This is a genomic window from Streptomyces sp. NPDC001890 (genome assembly GCF_042891445.1).
In the GTDB taxonomy this organism is placed as follows: domain Bacteria; phylum Actinomycetota; class Actinomycetes; order Streptomycetales; family Streptomycetaceae; genus Streptomyces.
In genome coordinates, this window is the sequence record NZ_JBIATE010000007.1 from 23757 (window position 1) to 41871 (window position 18115).

Here is an 18115-nt window from a genome sequence, read left to right on the forward strand (position 1 = left end):
TCGGGCACCGAGGGCCTGGGCTCGCAGCATCGCATGTTTCTGGGACAGGATGCCGATCGGTCCTGAGGTGGAACGACATCGTCCCGTACCCGGCCATGCACCGGCCCTGCCCCCTGCGGACCCTCACGAACCATGCGCCCCTTTGCGTCAGGGGCGGTTCAGACCCCACGTCTGCAGGACGTACGGCCGTCCCTTCTCCTCCCCCTCGATCAGCGGTACATCGAGCAGGCGGAATCCCGACTTCGTGGCCACCGCGACGCTGGACGCGTTCTCGGCCTCCAGCTCCAGGATCACCTGCTCCACGCCCAGCTGCTCGAAGGCGTACGCGGCCATCACCCGCACCGCCCGCGTGGCCAGCCCCTGGCCGCGGTGGGCCGGGCCGACCGCGTAACCGAGCTCGGTGCCCTCGGGGGCGCGCCGCAGCATCACCTCACCGAGCGCCGCGCCGCCGTCGGTGGCGATCGCGAGCAGGATGGTCGTGCCCTCCGCCCGCAGCCGCCGGGCCTTGTCCAGCCGGGCGCGGGCGGCAGCTTCGTCGAAGGGGGAGACGAGGGGTGTCCAGTACGCGGTGTCGGGGTGGTCGAACAGATCCGGCATCGCGGCCAGGTCGCCTTCGGTCCAGTCGCGCAGGACGATGCCTTCCCCCGTGAGCTCGATGCGCTCGGGAAAGGGTGATGCGGTGGTGCTGCTCATGGTGCGGGCTCCCTGGCCTGTCCGGAACGAGGAAGGATATCCGGGGGCCGACCACGCGCCTGCCCTCGGAGGGGCCTGTCACCCCAGCGCGTCCTCCACCAGCGCGGCCCACTGTGCCACGACCCTGCGGCGCCGGGCCGTGTCGTCGGTGAGTACGTTGGCCAGGCCCAGGCCGCGGGCCATGTCGAGGAGGCCCTGGACGGTTTCGCGTACGCCGGGCTTCGTCTCGTCGGCGGCGAGGAGTTCGACGGCGATGCGGTGGGTCTCACGTCCGACGCGGGCTTCGAGTTCGGTGACCCGGGGGCGCAGGGGTGCCTCGTTGGAGGCGGCCACCCAGAGCTGGAGCGCGGCGCGGAAGAGCGGGCCGGTGTAGAGGTCGACGAGGGCGGCGATCACATCCGTGCGGCCCTGGACGGGCAGGGCGCGCAGGGCGGCGGAGCGTTCCTCGGCGACGTATTCGACGGCTGCGGTGAACAGGTCCTCGCGGGTGGGGAAGTGGTGCTGGGCGGCGCCGCGCGAGACGCCCGCGCGTTCGGCGACGACGGAGACGGTGGAGCCCGCCCAGCCGTGTTCGGCGAGGCAGGAGACGGCCGCTTCGAGGAGCCGGCGGCGGGTGGCACGGCTGCGGTCCTGCTTGGGGGTCCGGTCGGTGGGGGGCGTCACAACTCCCATGCGGGGTCCCGTCGTTCGAGGAAGGCCGTCATTCCTTCCCGGGCCTCGGCGGAGGCGAAGAGGGCCGCCGAGCGGGCGATGAGGTCTTCGGCGTGCTGGTCGAAGTTGCTCAGCACAGTAGCTGTGACCAGCTCCTTCGATGCCGTCAGCCCCTGGGGGGACGCCTTGCGCAGGCCGTCCAGGACGGGGACGAGTGCCTTGTCCACCTCACCGGCGGCCAGGGTGATCAGGCCGATGCGGGCGGCCTCGGTGGCGTCGAAGCGTTCACCGGTGAGGTAGTAGCGGGCGGCGGCGCGCGGGTCGGTGCGGGGCAGCAGCGGCATCGAGATCACGGCGGGGGCCAGGCCCAGGCGGGATTCGGTGAGGGCGAAGGAGGCGTCGGGCCCGGCCGCCGAGATGTCGCAGGCGCTCAGCAGGCCGAGGCCGCCCGCCCGTACGTGACCGGTGACCCGGGCGACGACGGGTTTGGGCAGGGCGACGATCTGCCGCATCAGGGCGACGAAGGCCGCCGGGTCGGGCGGTGCGGTCAGGTCGGCGCCCGCGCAGAAGGTGTTGCCGGTGTGGGTGAGGACGACGGCCCGTACGGTGTCGTCGGCCGCGCAGGCGTCCAGGGCGGCGGTGAGCTCGCCGACCAGGGCAGCGGAGAGTGCGTTGCGGTTGGCGGGCGAGTCGAGGGTGAGGGTGGTGATGCCCCGGTCGTGCGTGGGGCCGGCGAGCGCCGTCATGGGTCGGTCTTCTCCTTGTGGTGTCGTCAGGACCCGGCAGCATTCCTGGGGTGCTTCTCCCGGTCGCGCAGTTCGCGGCGGAGGATCTTGCCGGAGGTGGCGCGTGGGATCGCGTCGATGAATTCGGCCTGCCGGATCTTCTTGTACGGGGCGACGCGCTCGGCGACGTACGCCATGACGTCGTCCGGCGTGAGGTCCGGTGCGGACGGCTGGCGGACGACGTAGGCCTTGGGGACCTCGTTGCCGTCGGCGTCGTGCACGCCGATGACGGCGGCGTCCGCGATCGCCTCGTGGCCGAGCAGCAGTGCTTCGAGTTCGGCGGGGGCGACCTGGTAGCCCTTGTACTTGATGAGTTCCTTGACCCGGTCGACGACGAACAGCCAGCCGTCGGCGTCGACGTGTCCGATGTCGCCGGTGTGCACCCAGCCGTCGGCGTCGATCATGTCGGCGGTGGCCTCGGGGCGGCCCAGGTAGCCCTTCATCACCTGCGGGCCGCGGATCAGGATCTCGCCGTCGGTGCCGGCCGGGGCGTCCTCGGGGTCGTCGCCGCCGAGCCGGGCGATCCGCATCTCGGTACTGGGCAGGAGCCTGCCGACCGCGCCCGGGGGCGGGTTCTCGGCGGAGAGCGGGACGACATGGGTGCCGGGCGAGAGTTCCGTCATGCCGTACGCCTGGCGCACGGGCGGCAGTCCCAGGCGCCGGGAGCAGGCGGCGGCGAGCTCGGCGTCGAGCGGGGCGGCGGCGCTGACGACGTACTCCAGCGAGGAGAGGTCGTACCGCTCGACCGCGGGGTGTTTCGCGAGGGCGAGGACGATCGGCGGGGCCACGTACAGGCCGGTGATCCGGTGCTTCTCGATCGCGGCGAGGAACTGGTCCAGGTCGAAGCGCGGCAGCACGACGACGGTGGCGCCCATCCGCAGCGGGGCGTTCATCAGGGCGGTGAGCCCGTATATGTGGAAGAAGGGCAGAACGGCCAGGATGCGGGCGCCGGGGCCCATGGGGACGAAGGGGCGGAGCTGCTCCAGGTTGGTGCCCATGGAGCGGTGGGTGAGCATGACGCCCTTGGGGGTTCCGGTGGTGCCGGAGGAGTAGGGCAGGGCGGCGACGTCCTCGCCGGGATCGATGGTGACGCGGGGTTCGGGTGCGGTGGTGGCGAGCATGTCGAGTACGGAGGTGTGTCCCTCGGCCCGGTCGCAGACGAGGATCTGCTCGACGGATCCGACGCGTGCGGCGGCCTCGCGGGCCGTGTCCAGGAGCGGGGAGACGGTGACGATCCAGCGGGCGGAGGAGTCGCGGAGCTGTTTGGCGAACTCCTCCGCCGTGGCCAGCGGATGGACGGTGGTGACGGTGGCGCCGGCCCGGGTCGCGCCGAAGAACACGGCCGGGTAGGCGATGGTGTTGGGGCTGTGCAGGGCCAGTACGTCGCCCTTGCGCACCCCGGCCTCGGCGAGCGCCGCGGCGATCTCGCGGTGGAAGGCGTCGAGCTGCCGGTAGGTGAGGGCGGAGCCGTCGTCCGCCGCCCCGTCGATCAGGGCCACTGTGTCGCCGTACGCGGCGGTGGCCTCTCCCAGGACCGCGTCATGGATGGGCAGGTCGAGTACCGGTACGGCGGGGTGGTCGCTGTGGAACACGTGCACCATGGCGGGTCCCTTCGGGGCGGCGGGGTGACGGTGACGGCGGCGGTGGCCTCGGGGACAGACTGCCGTGGCTCAGTACGACTTGGGGAGGCCCAGGGACTGGTGGGACACGTAGTTCAGGATCATTTCCCGGCTGACGGGGGCGATCCGGGCGACGCGGGCCGCCGTGATCAGGGACGCGAGGCCGTATTCGCGGGTGAGGCCGTTGCCGCCGAGGGTGTGCACGGCCTGGTCGACGGCCTTGACGCAGGCTTCGCCAGCCGCGTATTTCGCCATGTTGGCGGCCTCGCCGGCGCCGATGTCGTCGCCGTCGTCGTAGAGCCGGGCGGCCTTCTGCATCATCAGCCGGGCCAGTTCGAGTTCGATGTGGGCCTGGGCGAGCGGGTGGGCGATGGCCTGGTGGGAGCCGATGGGTTCCTTCCACACCTGGCGGGTCTTGGCGTACTCGACGGCGCGGGCGAGTGCGTAGCGGCCCATGCCGATGCCGAACGCGGCGGTCATGACGCGTTCGGGGTTGAGTCCGGCGAAGAGCTGGAGGAGTCCGGCGTCCTCGTCTCCGACCAGTGCGTCGGCGGGGAGGCGTACGTCGTCGAGGACCAGCTCGAACTGCTTCTCCGGGGCCTGGAGTTCCATGTCGATCTGCGAGCGCCCGAAGCCGGGGGCGTCGCGGGGGACGATGAAGAGGCAGGGCTTGAGCCGGCCCGACCGGGCGTCCTCGGTGCGGCCGACGACGAGGGTGGCGTCGGCTGTGTCCACGCCGGAGACGAAGACCTTGCGGCCGGTGAGCAGCCAGTCGGCGTCCGCCCCGGAGCCGTCCCGGCGGGCGGTGGTGGTGATGCGGTGGGAGTTGGATCCGGCGTCGGGTTCGGTGATGCCGAAGGCCATGGTGAGGCTGCCGTCGGCGAGGCCGGGGAGCCACTGCTGCTTCTGGGCCTCGGTGCCGAACCGGGCGATGACGGTGCCACAGATCGCCGGGGAGACCACCATCATCAGCAGAGGGCTGCCGGCCGCGCCCAACTCCTCAAGGACGATGGAGAGTTCGGCCATGCCGCCGCCTCCGCCGCCGTACTCCTCGGGGAGGTTCACGCCGAGGTAGCCGAGCTTGGCGGCTTCGGTCCACAGTTCGCGCGGGTGGGCGCCGTCGCGTACGACGGAGGTCATGTAGTCGCGTCCGTAGCGGTTTCCGAGTGCGGCGACGGCGGCGCGCAGGGCCTGGTGCTCTTCGGTTTCGAGGACGGTGCTCATCGCTTCGGTTCCTCCTGTACGTCTTGCACGACGGTCTGTGCGTCTTGTGCGACGGTCTGTGCGTCTTGTACGACGGCGAGCAGGGTGCCGACCTCCACCTGGAGGCCGGGTGCGGCGTGGAGTGCGGTGAGGGTGCCGGTGGCGGGGGCGAGGATGCGGTGTTCCATCTTCATCGCCTCCAGCCAGATCAGCGGCTGTCCGGCCGTGACCGCCGCCCCTTCGGCGAGCCCGTCCGCGACGCGGACGACGGTGCCGGGCATGGGGGCGAGCAGCGAGCCGGGTTCGGTGCGGTCGGTGGGGTCGGTGAAGCGGGGCAGGGCGGTGAGGGTGTACGAGCCGGTGGCGGTGTCGACGTACGCCTTGTCGCCGTGGACGGCGATGTCGAAGTGGCGGGTGATGCCGCCGGACGGGGTGGTGGCTCGGTCGGTTTCGAGGGTGGTGCCGCCGGGTTCGGCGGTGGTGCGGTCGGTTTCGGCGGTGGTGCCGCCGGTTTCGAGGGTGACGCGGTCGGGCCGGGCGGCGATGACGCGTTCTCCGGTTTCGGGCACGGGGCCGGTGCGGGTGGTGCGGTAGGCGGCCTCGTGTTCGGTGCCGTCGGGTTCGGCGCGGTAGCGCTTGGTCCGGGGCAGGGAGGAGATGTTGCGCCACGCGCCGAAGCGGGCCGGGCCGGGGCCGGGTGCCTGCTGCCGGGCGGCGGCGTCGGCGAGGGCGGCGGCCAGGGCGGCGAGGCGGGGACCGGGATCGTCCGGGGCGGGGGCCGGGGTGAGGGCGTCCAGGTGGCGGTCGTAGAAGCCGGTGTCGAGGCGGGCGGCGAGGAAGTCGGGGTGGCGCAGGGACCGTACGAGCAGCTCGCGGTTGGTGACCGGGCCGTGGATGCGGGCGCGTTCCAGGGCGCGGGCGAGCAGGCGTACGGCCTCGGTGCGGGTGGGGGCGTGGGCGACGACCTTGGCGAGCATCGGGTCGTAGTGGACGCCGATGGTGTCGCCGTCGGTGTACCCGGTGTCGAGGCGCAGGCCCGGCTCGTCGGGTACGTGGAAGGTGTGCAGTGTTCCGGTCTGCGGCTGCCAGTCGCGGGCGGGGTCCTCGGCGTAGAGGCGGGCCTCGACGGCGTGCCCGTGCGGTGCGGGGGGTGCGGTGGTGGGCAGGGGTTCGCCCTCGGCGATGCGGAGTTGGAGGGCGACGAGGTCGAGGCCGAAGACCGCTTCGGTGACGGGGTGCTCGACCTGGAGGCGGGTGTTCATCTCCAGGAAGTACGGGCGCCCGTCGGCGGCGAGCAGGAACTCGACGGTGCCCGCTCCCTGGTAGCCGACGGCGTGCGCGGCGGCCACGGCGGCGTCGTGCAGCCGGCCCCGCAGCGTGTCGTCGAGTCCGGGGGCGGGGGCTTCCTCGATGACCTTCTGGTGGCGTCGCTGGAGCGAGCAGTCGCGGGTGCCGAGCGCCCAGACCCCGCCGTGCCCGTCGGCCATGACCTGGACCTCGACGTGCCGGCCGCGCTCCACGTACGGCTCGGCGAAGACCTCGCCGTCCCCGAACGCGGCCGCCGCCTCGGCGGCAGCCGCCGTCAACCCGTCGGGCAGTTCGGCGAGTTCGCGCACGATCCGCATCCCGCGTCCGCCGCCGCCCGCCGCCGCCTTGAGCAGCAGCGGCAGGTCGTCGGCGGTGGCCCGTTCCGGGTCGACGGGGGCGAGGAGCGGCACCCCGGCGGCGGCCATCAGCTCCTTGGCGCGGGTCTTGGACGCCATCAGGTCGATGGCCTTGGCCGGCGGGCCCACCCAGAGGAGTCCGGCGTCCTGCACGGCGCGGGCGAATCCGGCGTTCTCGGAGAGGAATCCGTAGCCGGGGTGGACGGCGTCGGCACCGGCCGCGAGCGCGGCGCGCACCACGAGGTCGCCGCGGAGGTAGGTGTCGGCCGGGGCGGCGCCGGGCAGCCGTACGGCGGTGTCGGCCTCCCGTACGTGGAGCGCGTCGGCGTCCGCGTCGGAGTACACCGCGACGGTGGCGATGCCGAGCGCCCGGCAGGTGCGGAAGATCCGGCAGGCGATCTCGCCCCGGTTGGCGACGAGGAGGGTGCTGATCATGTCTTCCTCACATCCGGAAGATGCCGAAGCCGCCGCGGGCGCCTTCGACCGGGGCGGTGTGGATCGCGGACAGGCACATCCCGAGGACGGTCCTGGTGTCGCGCGGGTCGATGACCCCGTCGTCGTACAGCCGGCCGGACAGGAACATCGGCAGTGACTCGGACTCGATCTGCTGCTCGACCATGGCGCGCAGTCCGGCGTCGGCCTCGTCGTCGTAGGGCTGCCCCTTCGCGGCGGCGGAGGCGCGGGCGACGATCGACAGCACCCCGGCGAGCTGCTGCGGGCCCATGACGGCGGACTTGCTGCTGGGCCAGGCGAAAAGGAAGCGCGGGTCGTACGCCCTGCCGCACATGCCGTAGTGCCCGGCCCCGTACGAGGCGCCCATGAGCACGGACAGGTGCGGGACCTTCGAGTTCGACACCGCGTTGATCATCATCGCGCCGTGCTTGATGATGCCGCCCTGCTCGTACTCCTTGCCGACCATGTAGCCGGTGGTGTTGTGGAGGAAGAGCAGCGGGATGTCGCGCTGGTTGGCGAGCTGGATGAACTGGGCGGCCTTCTGCGACTCCTCGCTGAACAGCACGCCCTGCGCGTTGGCGAGGATGCCGACGGGGTAGCCGTGGAGCCTCGCCCAGCCGGTCACCAGGCTGGTCCCGTACAGCGGTTTGAACGCGTCGAAGTCGGAACCGTCGACGAGCCGGGCGATGACCTCGCGGGGGTCGAAGGGCACCTTCAGGTCGCCGGGCACGATGCCGATCAGCTCGTCCTCGTCGTACTTGGGCGGCTCGGCGGGGCCTGGATCGGTGTGTGCCTTGCGCCAGTTGAGGCGGGCGACGATCCGGCGGGCCTGGCGCAGCGCGTCCTGCTCGTCGACGGCGAAGTGGTCGGCGAGCCCGGAGGTGCGGGCGTGCATCTCGGCGCCGCCGAGCGATTCGTCGTCGCTCTCCTCGCCGGTCGCCATCTTCACCAGGGGCGGTCCGCCGAGGAAGACCTTGGACCGTTCCTTGATCATGACGGTGTGGTCGGACATGCCGGGGACGTACGCCCCGCCCGCGGTCGAGTTGCCGAAGACGACGGCGACGGTGGGGATGCCGGCCGCGGAGAGCCGGGTGATGTCGCGGAACAGCGCCCCGCCGGGGATGAAGATCTCCTTCTGCGAGGGGAGGTCGGCGCCGCCCGACTCGACGAGGCTGACGCAGGGCAGCCGGTTGGCGAAGGCGATCTCGTTGGCCCGCAGGGCCTTCTTCAGGGTCCAGGGGTTGGAGGCGCCGCCGCGTACGGTCGGGTCGTTGGCGGTGATCAGGCACTCCACGCCCTCGATCACCCCGATCCCGGTGATGAGCGAGGCGCCGACCGTGTACCCGGGGGCCTCGCTGCCCCAGGCGGCGAGCGGCGAGAGCTCCAGGAACGGGGTGTCCTCGTCGATCAGCAGCTCGATGCGTTCGCGGGCCAGGAGCTTGCCGCGCGAGCGGTGCCGCGCCACGTACTTCTCGCCGCCGCCCGCCTGCGCCTTGGTGTGCTCCGCGGCCAGTTCGTCGAGCTTGGCGAGCATGGCCGTGCGGTTGGCGGCGTATTCGGGGCTCGTGCTGTCGAGCGCGGTGGGCAGGACGGTCATGCGTGCACCTCCGGTACGTGGACGGTCATGCGTGCGCCTCCAGTCCGTGAAGGGTCATGCGTGCGCCTCCGGTGCGTGGACGGTCTCCAGCAGCGATACGGGAATGGGCAGGTGCCGGGAGCGCAGCCACTCCCCCACCGCCTTGGCCTGCGGGTCGAACCGGTGCTGGGCGGCGACGCCCTCGCCGAGCAGCCCGTGGACGGTGAAGTTCAGGGCGCGCAGGTTCGGCAGGAGGTGGCGTACGACGGTGAGTCCGGCGGTCTCCGGCAGCAGTTCCCGGAAGCGTTCGACGGTCAGCTCATGGGCCAGCCATCGCCAGGCGTCGTCGTCGACGGCCCACACGCCCACGTTGGCGTCCCCGCCCTTGTCGCCGCTGCGGGCGCCCGCGATCCGGCCGAGCGGGGCGGGCCGGGTGGGCCCGGGGTCCGACAGGGGTGCGGGCAACGGCGGTTGCTCGACGTCCTGGAGCGATCGGGTCGCCGTGGGCGGCACCAGGTCCAGCCGCCTCCCGTCGGGGAGCACGGCGATGTGCGGGACCTCGCCGGCCGGTACGTACCGGGCCTCGAACACCCCGTACGGTGCGCCCTTGCCGGGCGGGGCGGTGACGTGGAAGCCGGGGTAGCTGCCGAGCGCCAGCTCGATCGCGGCGCCGGAGACCGCGCGCCCGACGGTCTCCTGGTCCTGGTCGCGGACGACGAGCCGGAGCAGGGCGCTCGCGGTCTCCTCGGTGGCGGCGTCGGCCCGGTCGGTCCGGGACAGCTCCCACCGCACCTCGTCCGGTTCGGCGCCGGAGCGGGCGAGTGCGTCCGCGAACTGTTCGCGCACCAGCTGGGCCTTGGCCTCGATGTCGAGGCCGGTGAGCACGAAGACGACCTCGTTGCGCCAGCCGCCGAGCCGGTTCAGCCCGACCTTGAGGGTGGGCGGCGGGGCCTCGCCGCGTACGCCGGAGATCCTGACCCGGTCGGGTCCGTCCTGGGTCAGCCGTACGGTGTCGAGCCGGGCGGTGACGTCCGGTCCGGCGTACCGGGCGCCGCCGGTCTCGTACAGCAGTTGGGCGGTGACGGTGCCGAGGTCGACGACGCCGCCGGTGCCGTCGTGCTTGGTGATGACGCAGGAGCCGTCGGCGTGGATCTCGGCCACGGGGAAACCGGGCCGGCGCAGGTCGTGGCCCCGGAAGAACGAGTAGTTGCCCCCGGTGGCCTGGGTGCCGCACTCCAGGACGTGCCCGGCGACGACGGCCCCGGCGAGCGCGTCCAGGTCGCCGGGCCCCCAGCCGAAGCGGGCGGCGGCGGGTCCGGTGACGAGGGCCGCGTCGGTGACCCGCCCGGTGACGACGATGTCCGCGCCCGCGTCGAGGCAGGCGGCGATCCCGGCGCCGCCGAGGTAGGCGTTGGCGGTGAGGAACCCCTCGGGCACAGGGAGGCTGTCGCCCTCCACATGGGCGACGCGCACCGGGACGCCGAGCTTCCGCGCCAGCTCCCGTACGGCGTCGGCCAGTCCGGCCGGGTTGAGTCCGCCCGCGTTGGCGACGATCTTCACCCCGCGTTCGTGGGCGAGCCCGAGTCCCTCTTCGAGCTGGCGCAGGAAGGTGGTGGCGTAGCCGCGCGCGGGGTCCTTGAGCCTGCTCCGGCCGAGGATGAGCATGGTCAGTTCGGCGAGGTAGTCCCCGGTGAGGACGTCGAGGGGGCCGCCGGTGAGCATCTCGCGAAGGGCGTCGAAGCGGTCGCCGTAGAACCCGGAGGCGTTCCCTATCCGCAGCGGTGCGGTCACTTGCCTGCTCCCCGGGGTGCGCGGCCCGGTCCGGCGGGCCCGGCGAACGCCTGGGCGATGTCGAGCCACTGGTCGGCGTCGGGGCCGGTCGCCCGGACGGCGAGGTCGTCGCGGTGCGCGCGCTGGGTGACGAGCAGGCAGAAGTCGACGAGCGGGCCGGTGACCCGCTGCGGCGCGTCCTCGGGCCCGAAGACGACCGGCCCGTGGCCCGGGGCTTCGAGCTCCACCCGGAACTCCTCCCCGGGCGCCTTGATCCCCCGTACCAGATAGGCGTAGTCGCGGGCCCGCACCCCGATCCGGGCGACGTGCCGCAGCCGGGCGGTGGGGGTCCTGGTGGCCCCGAGGGCGTCGGCGACGTCCTGGCCGTGCGCCCAGGTCTCCATGATCCGGGCCGTCGCCATGGACGCGACGCTCATCGGCGGCCCGTACCAGGGGATCCGGGTGCCCGCCGGGGCCCGGCGCAGCACCGCCTCCAGCCGCTCCCGCCCGGCCCGCCACCGCGCGAGCAACGCCTCCGGGTCCAGGGCGGCGGCGATCTCCTCGGCGCCCCGGTCGACGAAGGACTCGGGCGCCTCCATGGCCCTGGCCACCTCCCCCGCGAAGGCGTCGGCATCGGTGGCGGCGAGCAGCGCGACCTCGTCGGTCCAGGTGAGATGGGCGATCTGATGCGCGATGCTCCAGCCGGGGGCGGGGGTCGCGGCGGCCCACTGGCCGGCGCTCAACTCCCGTACCAGTGCGTCGAGTTCCTGGCTCTCGTCGCGCAGATCGTCGATCACGGCTGCGACATCGGGCACGGTGCGCTCCCCTCGGGGCGTGGCGGTGTGCCCAGGAGCATGACAGCGGACCAATAAACAAGCAAGCATGCTTGCATTATTTTCTGCGGATGTTCCTCGGGGCCCTGCGCGATTCCGTACGCCCACAACGGGCGCCGGGCCGCGCGGCGTTACGCTCGTCGCCGTCGTCGCCATCGACGACACGACACGCGGGGGGCGACGTACATGAAGCGTTCGAGGGGGCCGAGCCGTCGCGCCTGGCTGTCGCTGGGCATCGGCGTCGCGGCGGCGGCCGCGGTCGGGGGGACGGTGTACGCCTCCACCGACGGTCCCGTGCCGGACCGCGAGCGGGTGCGGACGGACCTCGCCCCGCTGCGGCGCAGGTTCGGCGAGGCGGGGCGGCTGGGCGGGGCGCACTGGCTGGCGTACGACCGGGACGCGAAGGACCGCGAGTTCCTGCCGAGCCCGGACCCGCGCTACCGGGTGGTGGGCGTGGCCCGGCTGCCCGCCGGGACCGCGGCCCGGACCGTGGCGGACCCGGCGCACGCCTTCGGGCCGGCCGCGCCGCACGGGGTACCGGACGTGCTGGCCGAGTTCCTGCCCGCGCACGCGCGGTGGATGACCAGCGCCTCCTACGACGCGCTGCTCCTGGGCCCCGGACCGGTGGAAGGTCTGACAAAGGGGCGGTTCTTCCTCGACGCGGCGACCGACACCCTGTATTTCGACACCGTCAACCCCAACTGAGGGCGAACGGGGCCGGGGGTCCGGCGGGTCAGCCGACCACGGCGATGACGACCGCCGAGAGCAGGGCGAAGGAGCAGCCCGCCGCGGTGATCACGGCCCTGGCGTGGCGCATACCGAAGGACGGGGCCCGGGTCGTCGCGTCCTCGGGGTTCGCGGCGCTGTAGTGGACGGTCACGAAGTCGCCCCGGGCCGGGGTGAGGCGTGACTGACGTTCCTCGAAGCCGACGGTGCGCCCGTCGTCCGTCCGGAACTCCAGAGTGGGGTGGGTGTACACGAGGGGGCCGCCCTCGGGGCTCTGGACCTCCTCGGTGCGCAGGGAGACGCACCGGGCCTCGGCGGTGAGCCCCTCGGCCCAGGCGGCCCGGAGCCGGGGGCCCTGGAGCTGCCGGTCCAGGGTCCTTCCGAACATCACGGCCGCGCCCGCGGCGACGACGAAATAGACGGCGGCGACGACGATCATGGGCTCCCCCGGCGGGATCTCGCGTGACGGTCCGCCATGGTCCCGTGCGCGGAGCGGGCCGACAAGGGCCCGCCCCGCGATATCAGGCGCGCTTGCGGGGCTTCCCGCGCCGCGTCTGGCTCCGTACCGCGCCCATGCTCGCCCCGATGACGAGGGCGATCGCCAGCGCGTCGGTGGTCGTCAGGGCCTGGTCCAGGATCAGGAAGCCGGCCGCGGCCGCGATCGCCGGTTCCAGGCTCATCAGGATCGCGAAGGTGGGCGCGGGCAGCCGGCGCAGCGCCATGAGTTCGAGGGTGTACGGAAGCACCGAGCTCAGCAGCGCCACCGCCGCGCCCAGCCCGATCGTGGACGGGACCAGCAGTTTCGAACCCGACTCCATGATGCCGAGGGGCAGCGAGAGGACCGCCGCGACGACCATGGCCAGGGCCAGCCCGTCCGCCTGGGGGAAGCGGCGGCCGGTGCGGGCGCTGAAGACGATGTACGTCGCCCACATGGCACCGGCGCCCAGGGCGTAGGCGGCGCCGACCGGATCGAGGCGGTCGAGCCCTCCACCGCTCAGCAGCGCGACGCCGCCCAGCGCGAGCCCGGCCCAGACCACGTTGATCAGGCGGCGGGAGGCGAACACCGAGAGGGCGAGCGGTCCCAGCACCTCCAGGGTGACGGCGGCGCCCAGCGGGATGCGGTCGGCAGCCTGGTAGAAGAGCGTGTTCATGCCGCCCATGGCCAGTCCGAAGGTGAGGACCGTGCCCCAGTCGGCGCGCGAGTGGCCGCGCAGCTTCGGGCGGCAGACGACCATGAGGACGATCGCGGCCACGGCCAGGCGCAGGGTGACGACGCCGAGCGCACCGGCCCTGGGCATCAGCAGCACCGCGACCGCGGAGCCGAACTGGACGGAGAGACAGCCGCCGACCACCAGCGCGACCGGCGCGAGCGCCGCGCCCCGGCCCTTGGGGCGTGCGGGGCCCGCCGCGTCGCCCAGGGCGGAGGCCGCCTCGGGTACGGCGACGGCCGCGGCCCGCTCCACGGCCACAGCGGCCCCTGCTGCACTGCGCTGGTCGTTCACCTGCGGTGTTCCTCCCGAATCCGACAGTTCAACACAATGAACTATGCGATCTAAGATACTGCACCGAACTCCTGCGCTCCGTCCGTGCGGTACGTCCTCTTACGGTAGGTACCTCCGCGTCGCACGTGAAATGTCGACCGGGCTCCGGTTATGCTCCCCGCGCATGAGCATGGGGCGTTACGGACAAAGCGCTGGTCGCGGCATCGAAGTGCGGCATCTGCGTGCCTTTCTGGCCGTGGCCGACGAGGGCAACGTCACTCGCGCCGCCGCCCGGCTCCGCCTCACCCAGCCCGCGGTCTCCCGCACCCTCGCCGCCCTGGAGCGGCACCTCGGCATCCGCCTCGTCGACCGGTCCACCCACCATCTCGTCCTCACCCCCGAAGGCGTCGCCTTCCGGGACAAGGCCGCCGCCGCGGTCGCCGCCTTCGACGAGGCACTCGACCCCGGCGGGCTGCGCCACTGGCCGCTGCGGCTCGGGCACGCCTGGTCGGCGTTCGGCCCGTACACCACGCCGCTGCTGCGCCGCTGGCAGGAGCTGTACCCGCAGACCCCGCTCGAACTGCTGCGGATCGACGACCGCACCGCCGGGCTGACCCGGGGCGAGGTCGATGCCGCGCTGCTGCGGGGGCCCGTCGACGCTCCCGGCCTCGTCACCGAGGTGCTGTTCGACGAGGACCGGGTGGCGGCGGTGGCGGCGGACGGCCCGCTCGCGGACCGCGCCACGCTCCGGCTCGCCGATCTGGCCGACGAGACCGTCGTCCTGAACACCGTCTCCGGCACCACCACCGTCGACCTGTGGCCGCCGGGCGGCCGGCCCACCGCCACTCTCACCGTCGCCAACACCGACGACTGGCTGACCGCCATCGCGGCGGGCCGCGGGGTCGGGGTCTCCGCCGCGTCCACCGCCGGCATGCACCCGCACTCCGGGGTCGCCTACCGCCCGCTGGTCGACGCCCCGTCCGTACCCGTCCTGCTGGCCCGGCGGGACGTCCCGGGGCATCCGGCACTCCCGGCCCTCACCGCCCTCGCCCACGAGATCCTGCGCCAGGACGCCACCGGCGACTGAGCCCCGCCCGCGGCGGACGCTTGCCCGGCACCCCCGCCCAGCAGGCGCTGTCGCTTCCGCGAGGGGGAGCTCAGCGCTGCCGGTCGCGGGGCTGCGGGTACGGGTACGGGTACGGTTTCGGCCGCGCCGACGCGGGCAGCGCGCACGGACGCTCGTGGACGCGGATCGTGATGCCGGGACCGGTCGCGCCGGGGATGTCGTACGTCTTCGACTCCCCGGGAGCCATGGGCTGTTGGCAGTGGTCGCACCTCACCGGCGGCCCTCCCGTCACACCCGGCCGAGCCGGACCGCGACCGGACACGGCGCACACCGGCAGGCAGCGCACGTGCAGGTGTGACCGAGGAATGCCCGGTACGCCTCGTCGCCGCGCGAGCGGACGGTCTTCGTCAGGGGAATCACGTCGGCATGTCCTTCCGGCAGGAACGGGGGAACCAATGGACGGTGGACCCGAATACGTCGATCGCCCGGGGGCCGAGGTCGACGGCGGTTCCGGCGGACAGCGTGACACCGCAGAACACACAGCACACGCCGCGCTGCTGGGCGGTCGACAGCGACGCGACCGGGGGAGGTTCGCGGGATACACCCGTCGCAGTCATCGGAACACCTCCGTCCGGGTCCCCACGCCGCTGTCGGTGCGGACGGGCGCGAGTGCGCCGACTGCCCGCTTGCGGTGAATCAGTGCCGGGTCCGGGGCGCAGGACGCCAGCCGTTCCGAGCCCGGAGCACGTGTCCATAAGGCCATGCCCAGCAGGTTAGGAGCTCAGGAGAATCAGAGGCGGCCACGATTCGCGAATATTCTCTGCCCGCCCAGCGTGATTCCCGATGATGCTCACGAAAGGTTCAGCTGTGCCCGCGCCCGCGCGATCAGCCGGTGCGCGCCGGTCCCGTACACAGCTGATGCGGTGAGGCTGTCCCACACCCGTCGATACACACCGGTGCTCTCGGGGTCGTCGATCCAGAGTTCGGCGTGCCAGTCCTCGACGATGGCCAGCCGGTCGTCATACAGCCAGAACCCCGGCCCCGGCGGGATGGCCACCCGTGCGCCCAGCGGGACGATGCCGAGCCGGACGGTGTCCAGCCCGATCGCGCCGACGAGTCGGTCGAGCTGAGCGGCGAGCACACCGGGAGGGCACACTCCGGCGTGGAGTGCTGCCTCCCACATGACGATGTCGAACGTTCGGCCCGACTGATAAAGCAGGTCCTGGCGGTGCATACGGGCCCGTACCGCTGCCTCTATGTCACGGGGCGACCGATAGAGCGCGGCGAACCCGGTGAAGACGTGCCGGGCGTAGTCCGGGGTCTGGAGCATGCCGACGACCATGGCCCCTTGCCACGCCCGCAGTTCGGCCGATCGCTCGTACTCGACGGTGAGGGCGTCCTGTACCGGTCGGTGACCGGCACTCAACTGGCGGCGCCACGACCGGGTCCGGGTCTCCAGACCCTGGACGTGGGCGTGGAGCTCTTCGGCAGCCTCGGGTCGCCCGATGCCCGTGGCCCACGCCGTGAGGTCATCCGGGGTGGCCGTCTGCCGTCCGGTCTCCAGCTTGGAAACCTTGGCCTGCGGCCACCCCAGCTCGGCCGCCAACGCCCGTTGCGTCGTCGTGCCACGCAGCTCACGGAGCCGACGGCCGAGCGCCTCGCGGGCGTGCTGGAAGTCAGTGCTCACACGGCGAAGTTACCTTTGCACCTGGTCGTAGGGCACGGCGTGGTGCCAGGCGGCCTCGCGGACCTGCGCGTATCGGAGGACATCCACGGGGTTCGTAATCAGCTCGACTCCGGTCATCTCGTCGGCGTTGTCGTGGTGGAGCAGAGCGACAACTCGGCTGTCGAAGATCCAGAAATCTTCTTGGGGCAGTTGGAGTTCGACGGCCCCGCTGCGGAACAGAACGCGGATGTTCTCGCCCACCGCGGCGTTGCGGCGCGCGTTGTCGAGGAGGTAGCGCTGCCCCGGAGTGGGCGGCTCGTCGAGAATGCGGACGCGCTCGAACCGTTTACCGAGCGCGGACTGATCGCGTCGTCCGGTGCACCACGGGTCGTCGAGGTCCCAGTCGACGCGCCCCTCGGCGAGGAACTGCCGATAGGTGTCGGTCTCCTCGTCCGAGGCGTAGCGGCGGCGCGTCTCCAGCCTCCAAGCCGAGTGCTTCAGCTTGGCGAACATGCCTCCGAACGCGTCGAAGGTGATGAACTGGGGCACGTGCACGGGCTCCTTGGGGCCGAAGTTCGCGAGCAGTTCACGCGGGACGGTGACGGCACCTTCTTCGGGGCTGAGGTTGTCGAGCTGGTTGAGTTCGGCTGCGTCGGTAACGCGGTCGCCCTGGACGACGTATCGATCGGTACCAGGGATCTCGTACAAGGTCGGACATCCGTCGTTGCCCGAGTTGGTGCCGACCTTGCGCAGTTTTCGGACCATGAACCCCTCCTGTGGGTAGTGATCTGTGGCGCACCGTAGCCGTGCGGGTCGGCGACACAACAGAGCGCCGGAATCCCCCTGCCGGCCAGGTGGACAGCACCCCTGCCTGCGTTGCGAACGTGACACTTGGGTGGGTGTTCGACACGTTCTGCCGCTTGGCAGGGGGTGCCGCAGCAGCTGCTCAGGCCGGGTCGGGTTCGCGGCAGGGGCGGCAGAGGCCGTCGCGGAACGCTTCGGGCCGCCCGGGTGCGCCGCACTCGGTGCACTCGACCATCAGACGGCACACGGGAGTTCCCGGCGCGGCCGAGGTGGAGGCGGGCAGGCGGGGCGGGAGCTTGTCGCGGAGGCGGCGGCGGACGAAGCCGAACGGGGAGTCGACGGACGCGGGGAGCCCGGCGGTGAGCGCGTGCGTCAGGTAATCGGCGTCCACGCCTCGCGCGAACCACTCGGCGGCCATCTGTTCCAGTGCCGCGCAGTCCGCCACCGAGAGGGCCAGGCGGGAATCGGTACGGCCGAGATGGGCCAGGGCCAGGAAAGCGGGAGAGGGACGCCCCTCGGCCACCTGCGGCACAGGCACCGGCTCCGTGGTGCGTTGTCGCGGCACCGTCGTGAGGGGTGGTTGCGCCAGTACGGACGCGAGCGCTCCGGACGAGGCATCCGCCTCAGGAGCGGTGGGTTCTACGGGAACGCACGGCGGGGGCGCGGTGGTCGCCGCGACCTCTGCGGCCTCCTGCGGTGCAAAGTCGCGTTCCTCGGCGGTCAGGAAGGCGTTCCACCACTCGTTGTCGCGGGCGGTGCGGGACCAGAAGGTGCGGGTGACCCAGCGGACCTGGCCGCCGTTCTCGCCGCTCAGGCACCGGACGTGCCGCAGATGACCGGCCACCCCCAGGGCCCGTAACGCGCTGCCGACGGCCATCTGCCCGTACAGCGGCTGGCTCCGGGCCAGCGACTTGATGTCCATCGCCGCACCGTCGGGCAACGCATCCACGTAACCGGCGATATGCCGCTCACGCTCGGGCAGCAGCGCGAAATCACCCTCGTGGGGCGGTCGTTGCGCCGGGACGGAACGCTTTCCGTATCCGGGCCTGGCCTTCGGGTGGACGCGCGAGGATGCGGACGCGCACGGGGCAGGGCTAAGGTCTGAAACAACCACGGGATCGCCTT

General features: G+C 72.5%; 18 protein-coding genes. 2 read left to right on the forward strand and 16 right to left on the reverse strand.

What is annotated here, in order from left to right:
- Positions 1-147: 147 nt before the first annotated feature.
- The 9 genes from ACFYY1_RS19570 to ACFYY1_RS19610 form a co-directional block, all read right to left on the reverse strand.
- Positions 148-693 carry a GNAT family N-acetyltransferase gene (locus ACFYY1_RS19570; protein WP_388586967.1) on the reverse strand — a complete coding sequence of 182 codons (546 nt, stop codon included), beginning with the start codon at positions 691-693 and terminating at the stop codon, positions 148-150.
- 78 nt (positions 694-771) lie between these two features.
- Positions 772-1365, reverse strand: a complete 594-nt coding sequence (locus ACFYY1_RS19575; protein WP_388586970.1) for a TetR/AcrR family transcriptional regulator — start codon at positions 1363-1365, stop codon at positions 772-774.
- Positions 1353-2090 (reverse strand): enoyl-CoA hydratase family protein, encoded by a 738-nt coding sequence (locus ACFYY1_RS19580; protein WP_388586973.1) that lies wholly within the window; start codon positions 2088-2090, stop codon positions 1353-1355. Before ACFYY1_RS19580 ends, ACFYY1_RS19575 begins: the two co-directional genes overlap by 13 nt.
- Positions 2091-2116: 26 nt before the next feature.
- Positions 2117-3730 (reverse strand): 4-coumarate--CoA ligase family protein, encoded by a 1614-nt coding sequence (locus tag ACFYY1_RS19585; protein WP_388586976.1) that lies wholly within the window; start codon positions 3728-3730, stop codon positions 2117-2119.
- A gap of 69 nt (positions 3731-3799) precedes the next feature.
- Positions 3800-4972, reverse strand: coding sequence for an acyl-CoA dehydrogenase family protein (locus ACFYY1_RS19590; protein WP_388586979.1), 1173 nt, complete (start codon positions 4970-4972; stop codon positions 3800-3802).
- A complete protein-coding gene (locus tag ACFYY1_RS19595; protein ID WP_388586981.1) occupies positions 4969-7050 on the reverse strand; it encodes a biotin carboxylase N-terminal domain-containing protein in 2082 nt (693 codons plus the stop codon). Before ACFYY1_RS19595 ends, ACFYY1_RS19590 begins: the two co-directional genes overlap by 4 nt.
- A gap of 7 nt (positions 7051-7057) precedes the next feature.
- Positions 7058-8665, reverse strand: coding sequence for an acyl-CoA carboxylase subunit beta (locus tag ACFYY1_RS19600; RefSeq protein WP_388586984.1), 1608 nt, complete (start codon positions 8663-8665; stop codon positions 7058-7060).
- A 54-nt stretch (positions 8666-8719) separates the two neighbouring features.
- Positions 8720-10435, reverse strand: a complete 1716-nt coding sequence (locus tag ACFYY1_RS19605) for an acyclic terpene utilization AtuA family protein (protein ID WP_388586987.1) — start codon at positions 10433-10435, stop codon at positions 8720-8722.
- The gene (locus ACFYY1_RS19610) at positions 10432-11229 is read right to left on the reverse strand and encodes a TIGR03084 family metal-binding protein (protein WP_388586989.1); all 798 of its coding nucleotides are present in this window, start codon (positions 11227-11229) and stop codon (positions 10432-10434) included. Before ACFYY1_RS19610 ends, ACFYY1_RS19605 begins: the two co-directional genes overlap by 4 nt.
- A 204-nt stretch (positions 11230-11433) precedes the next feature.
- Here ACFYY1_RS19610 and ACFYY1_RS19615 point away from each other — a divergent pair, with 204 nt between their 5' ends.
- Complete coding sequence (locus ACFYY1_RS19615) at positions 11434-11952, forward strand: hypothetical protein (protein ID WP_388586992.1); 519 nt, start codon at positions 11434-11436, stop codon at positions 11950-11952.
- Between the two features lie 28 nt (positions 11953-11980).
- On the opposite strand, the gene ACFYY1_RS19620 is transcribed toward ACFYY1_RS19615, so the two are convergent.
- Complete coding sequence (locus tag ACFYY1_RS19620; protein WP_388586994.1) at positions 11981-12412, reverse strand: DUF3592 domain-containing protein; 432 nt, start codon at positions 12410-12412, stop codon at positions 11981-11983.
- Positions 12413-12494: 82 nt separating this feature from the next.
- Positions 12495-13475 (reverse strand): DMT family transporter, encoded by a 981-nt coding sequence (locus ACFYY1_RS19625; protein ID WP_388586996.1) that lies wholly within the window; start codon positions 13473-13475, stop codon positions 12495-12497.
- Positions 13476-13638: 163 nt separating this feature from the next.
- Between ACFYY1_RS19625 and ACFYY1_RS19630 the strand changes: the two genes are divergently transcribed.
- Positions 13639-14541, forward strand: a complete 903-nt coding sequence (locus ACFYY1_RS19630; protein ID WP_388586997.1) for a LysR family transcriptional regulator — start codon at positions 13639-13641, stop codon at positions 14539-14541.
- A 70-nt stretch (positions 14542-14611) separates the two neighbouring features.
- On the opposite strand, the gene ACFYY1_RS19635 is transcribed toward ACFYY1_RS19630, so the two are convergent.
- The 5 genes from ACFYY1_RS19635 to ACFYY1_RS19655 all read right to left on the reverse strand — a co-directional run bounded on the left by ACFYY1_RS19635 (position 14612) and on the right by ACFYY1_RS19655 (position 17939).
- Positions 14612-14767 carry a hypothetical protein gene (locus tag ACFYY1_RS19635; RefSeq protein WP_388586999.1) on the reverse strand — a complete coding sequence of 52 codons (156 nt, stop codon included), beginning with the start codon at positions 14765-14767 and terminating at the stop codon, positions 14612-14614.
- A 169-nt stretch (positions 14768-14936) separates the two neighbouring features.
- Positions 14937-15137 (reverse strand): hypothetical protein, encoded by a 201-nt coding sequence (locus ACFYY1_RS19640; protein ID WP_388587001.1) that lies wholly within the window; start codon positions 15135-15137, stop codon positions 14937-14939.
- Between the two features lie 233 nt (positions 15138-15370).
- Positions 15371-16207 (reverse strand): helix-turn-helix domain-containing protein, encoded by an 837-nt coding sequence (locus tag ACFYY1_RS19645; RefSeq protein ID WP_388587003.1) that lies wholly within the window; start codon positions 16205-16207, stop codon positions 15371-15373.
- Positions 16208-16216: 9 nt separating this feature from the next.
- Positions 16217-16951 (reverse strand): DUF6879 family protein, encoded by a 735-nt coding sequence (locus tag ACFYY1_RS19650; protein ID WP_388587006.1) that lies wholly within the window; start codon positions 16949-16951, stop codon positions 16217-16219.
- Between the two features lie 181 nt (positions 16952-17132).
- The gene (locus ACFYY1_RS19655) at positions 17133-17939 is read right to left on the reverse strand and encodes a MarR family transcriptional regulator (protein ID WP_388587009.1); all 807 of its coding nucleotides are present in this window, start codon (positions 17937-17939) and stop codon (positions 17133-17135) included.
- Positions 17940-18115: the final 176 nt, after the last annotated feature.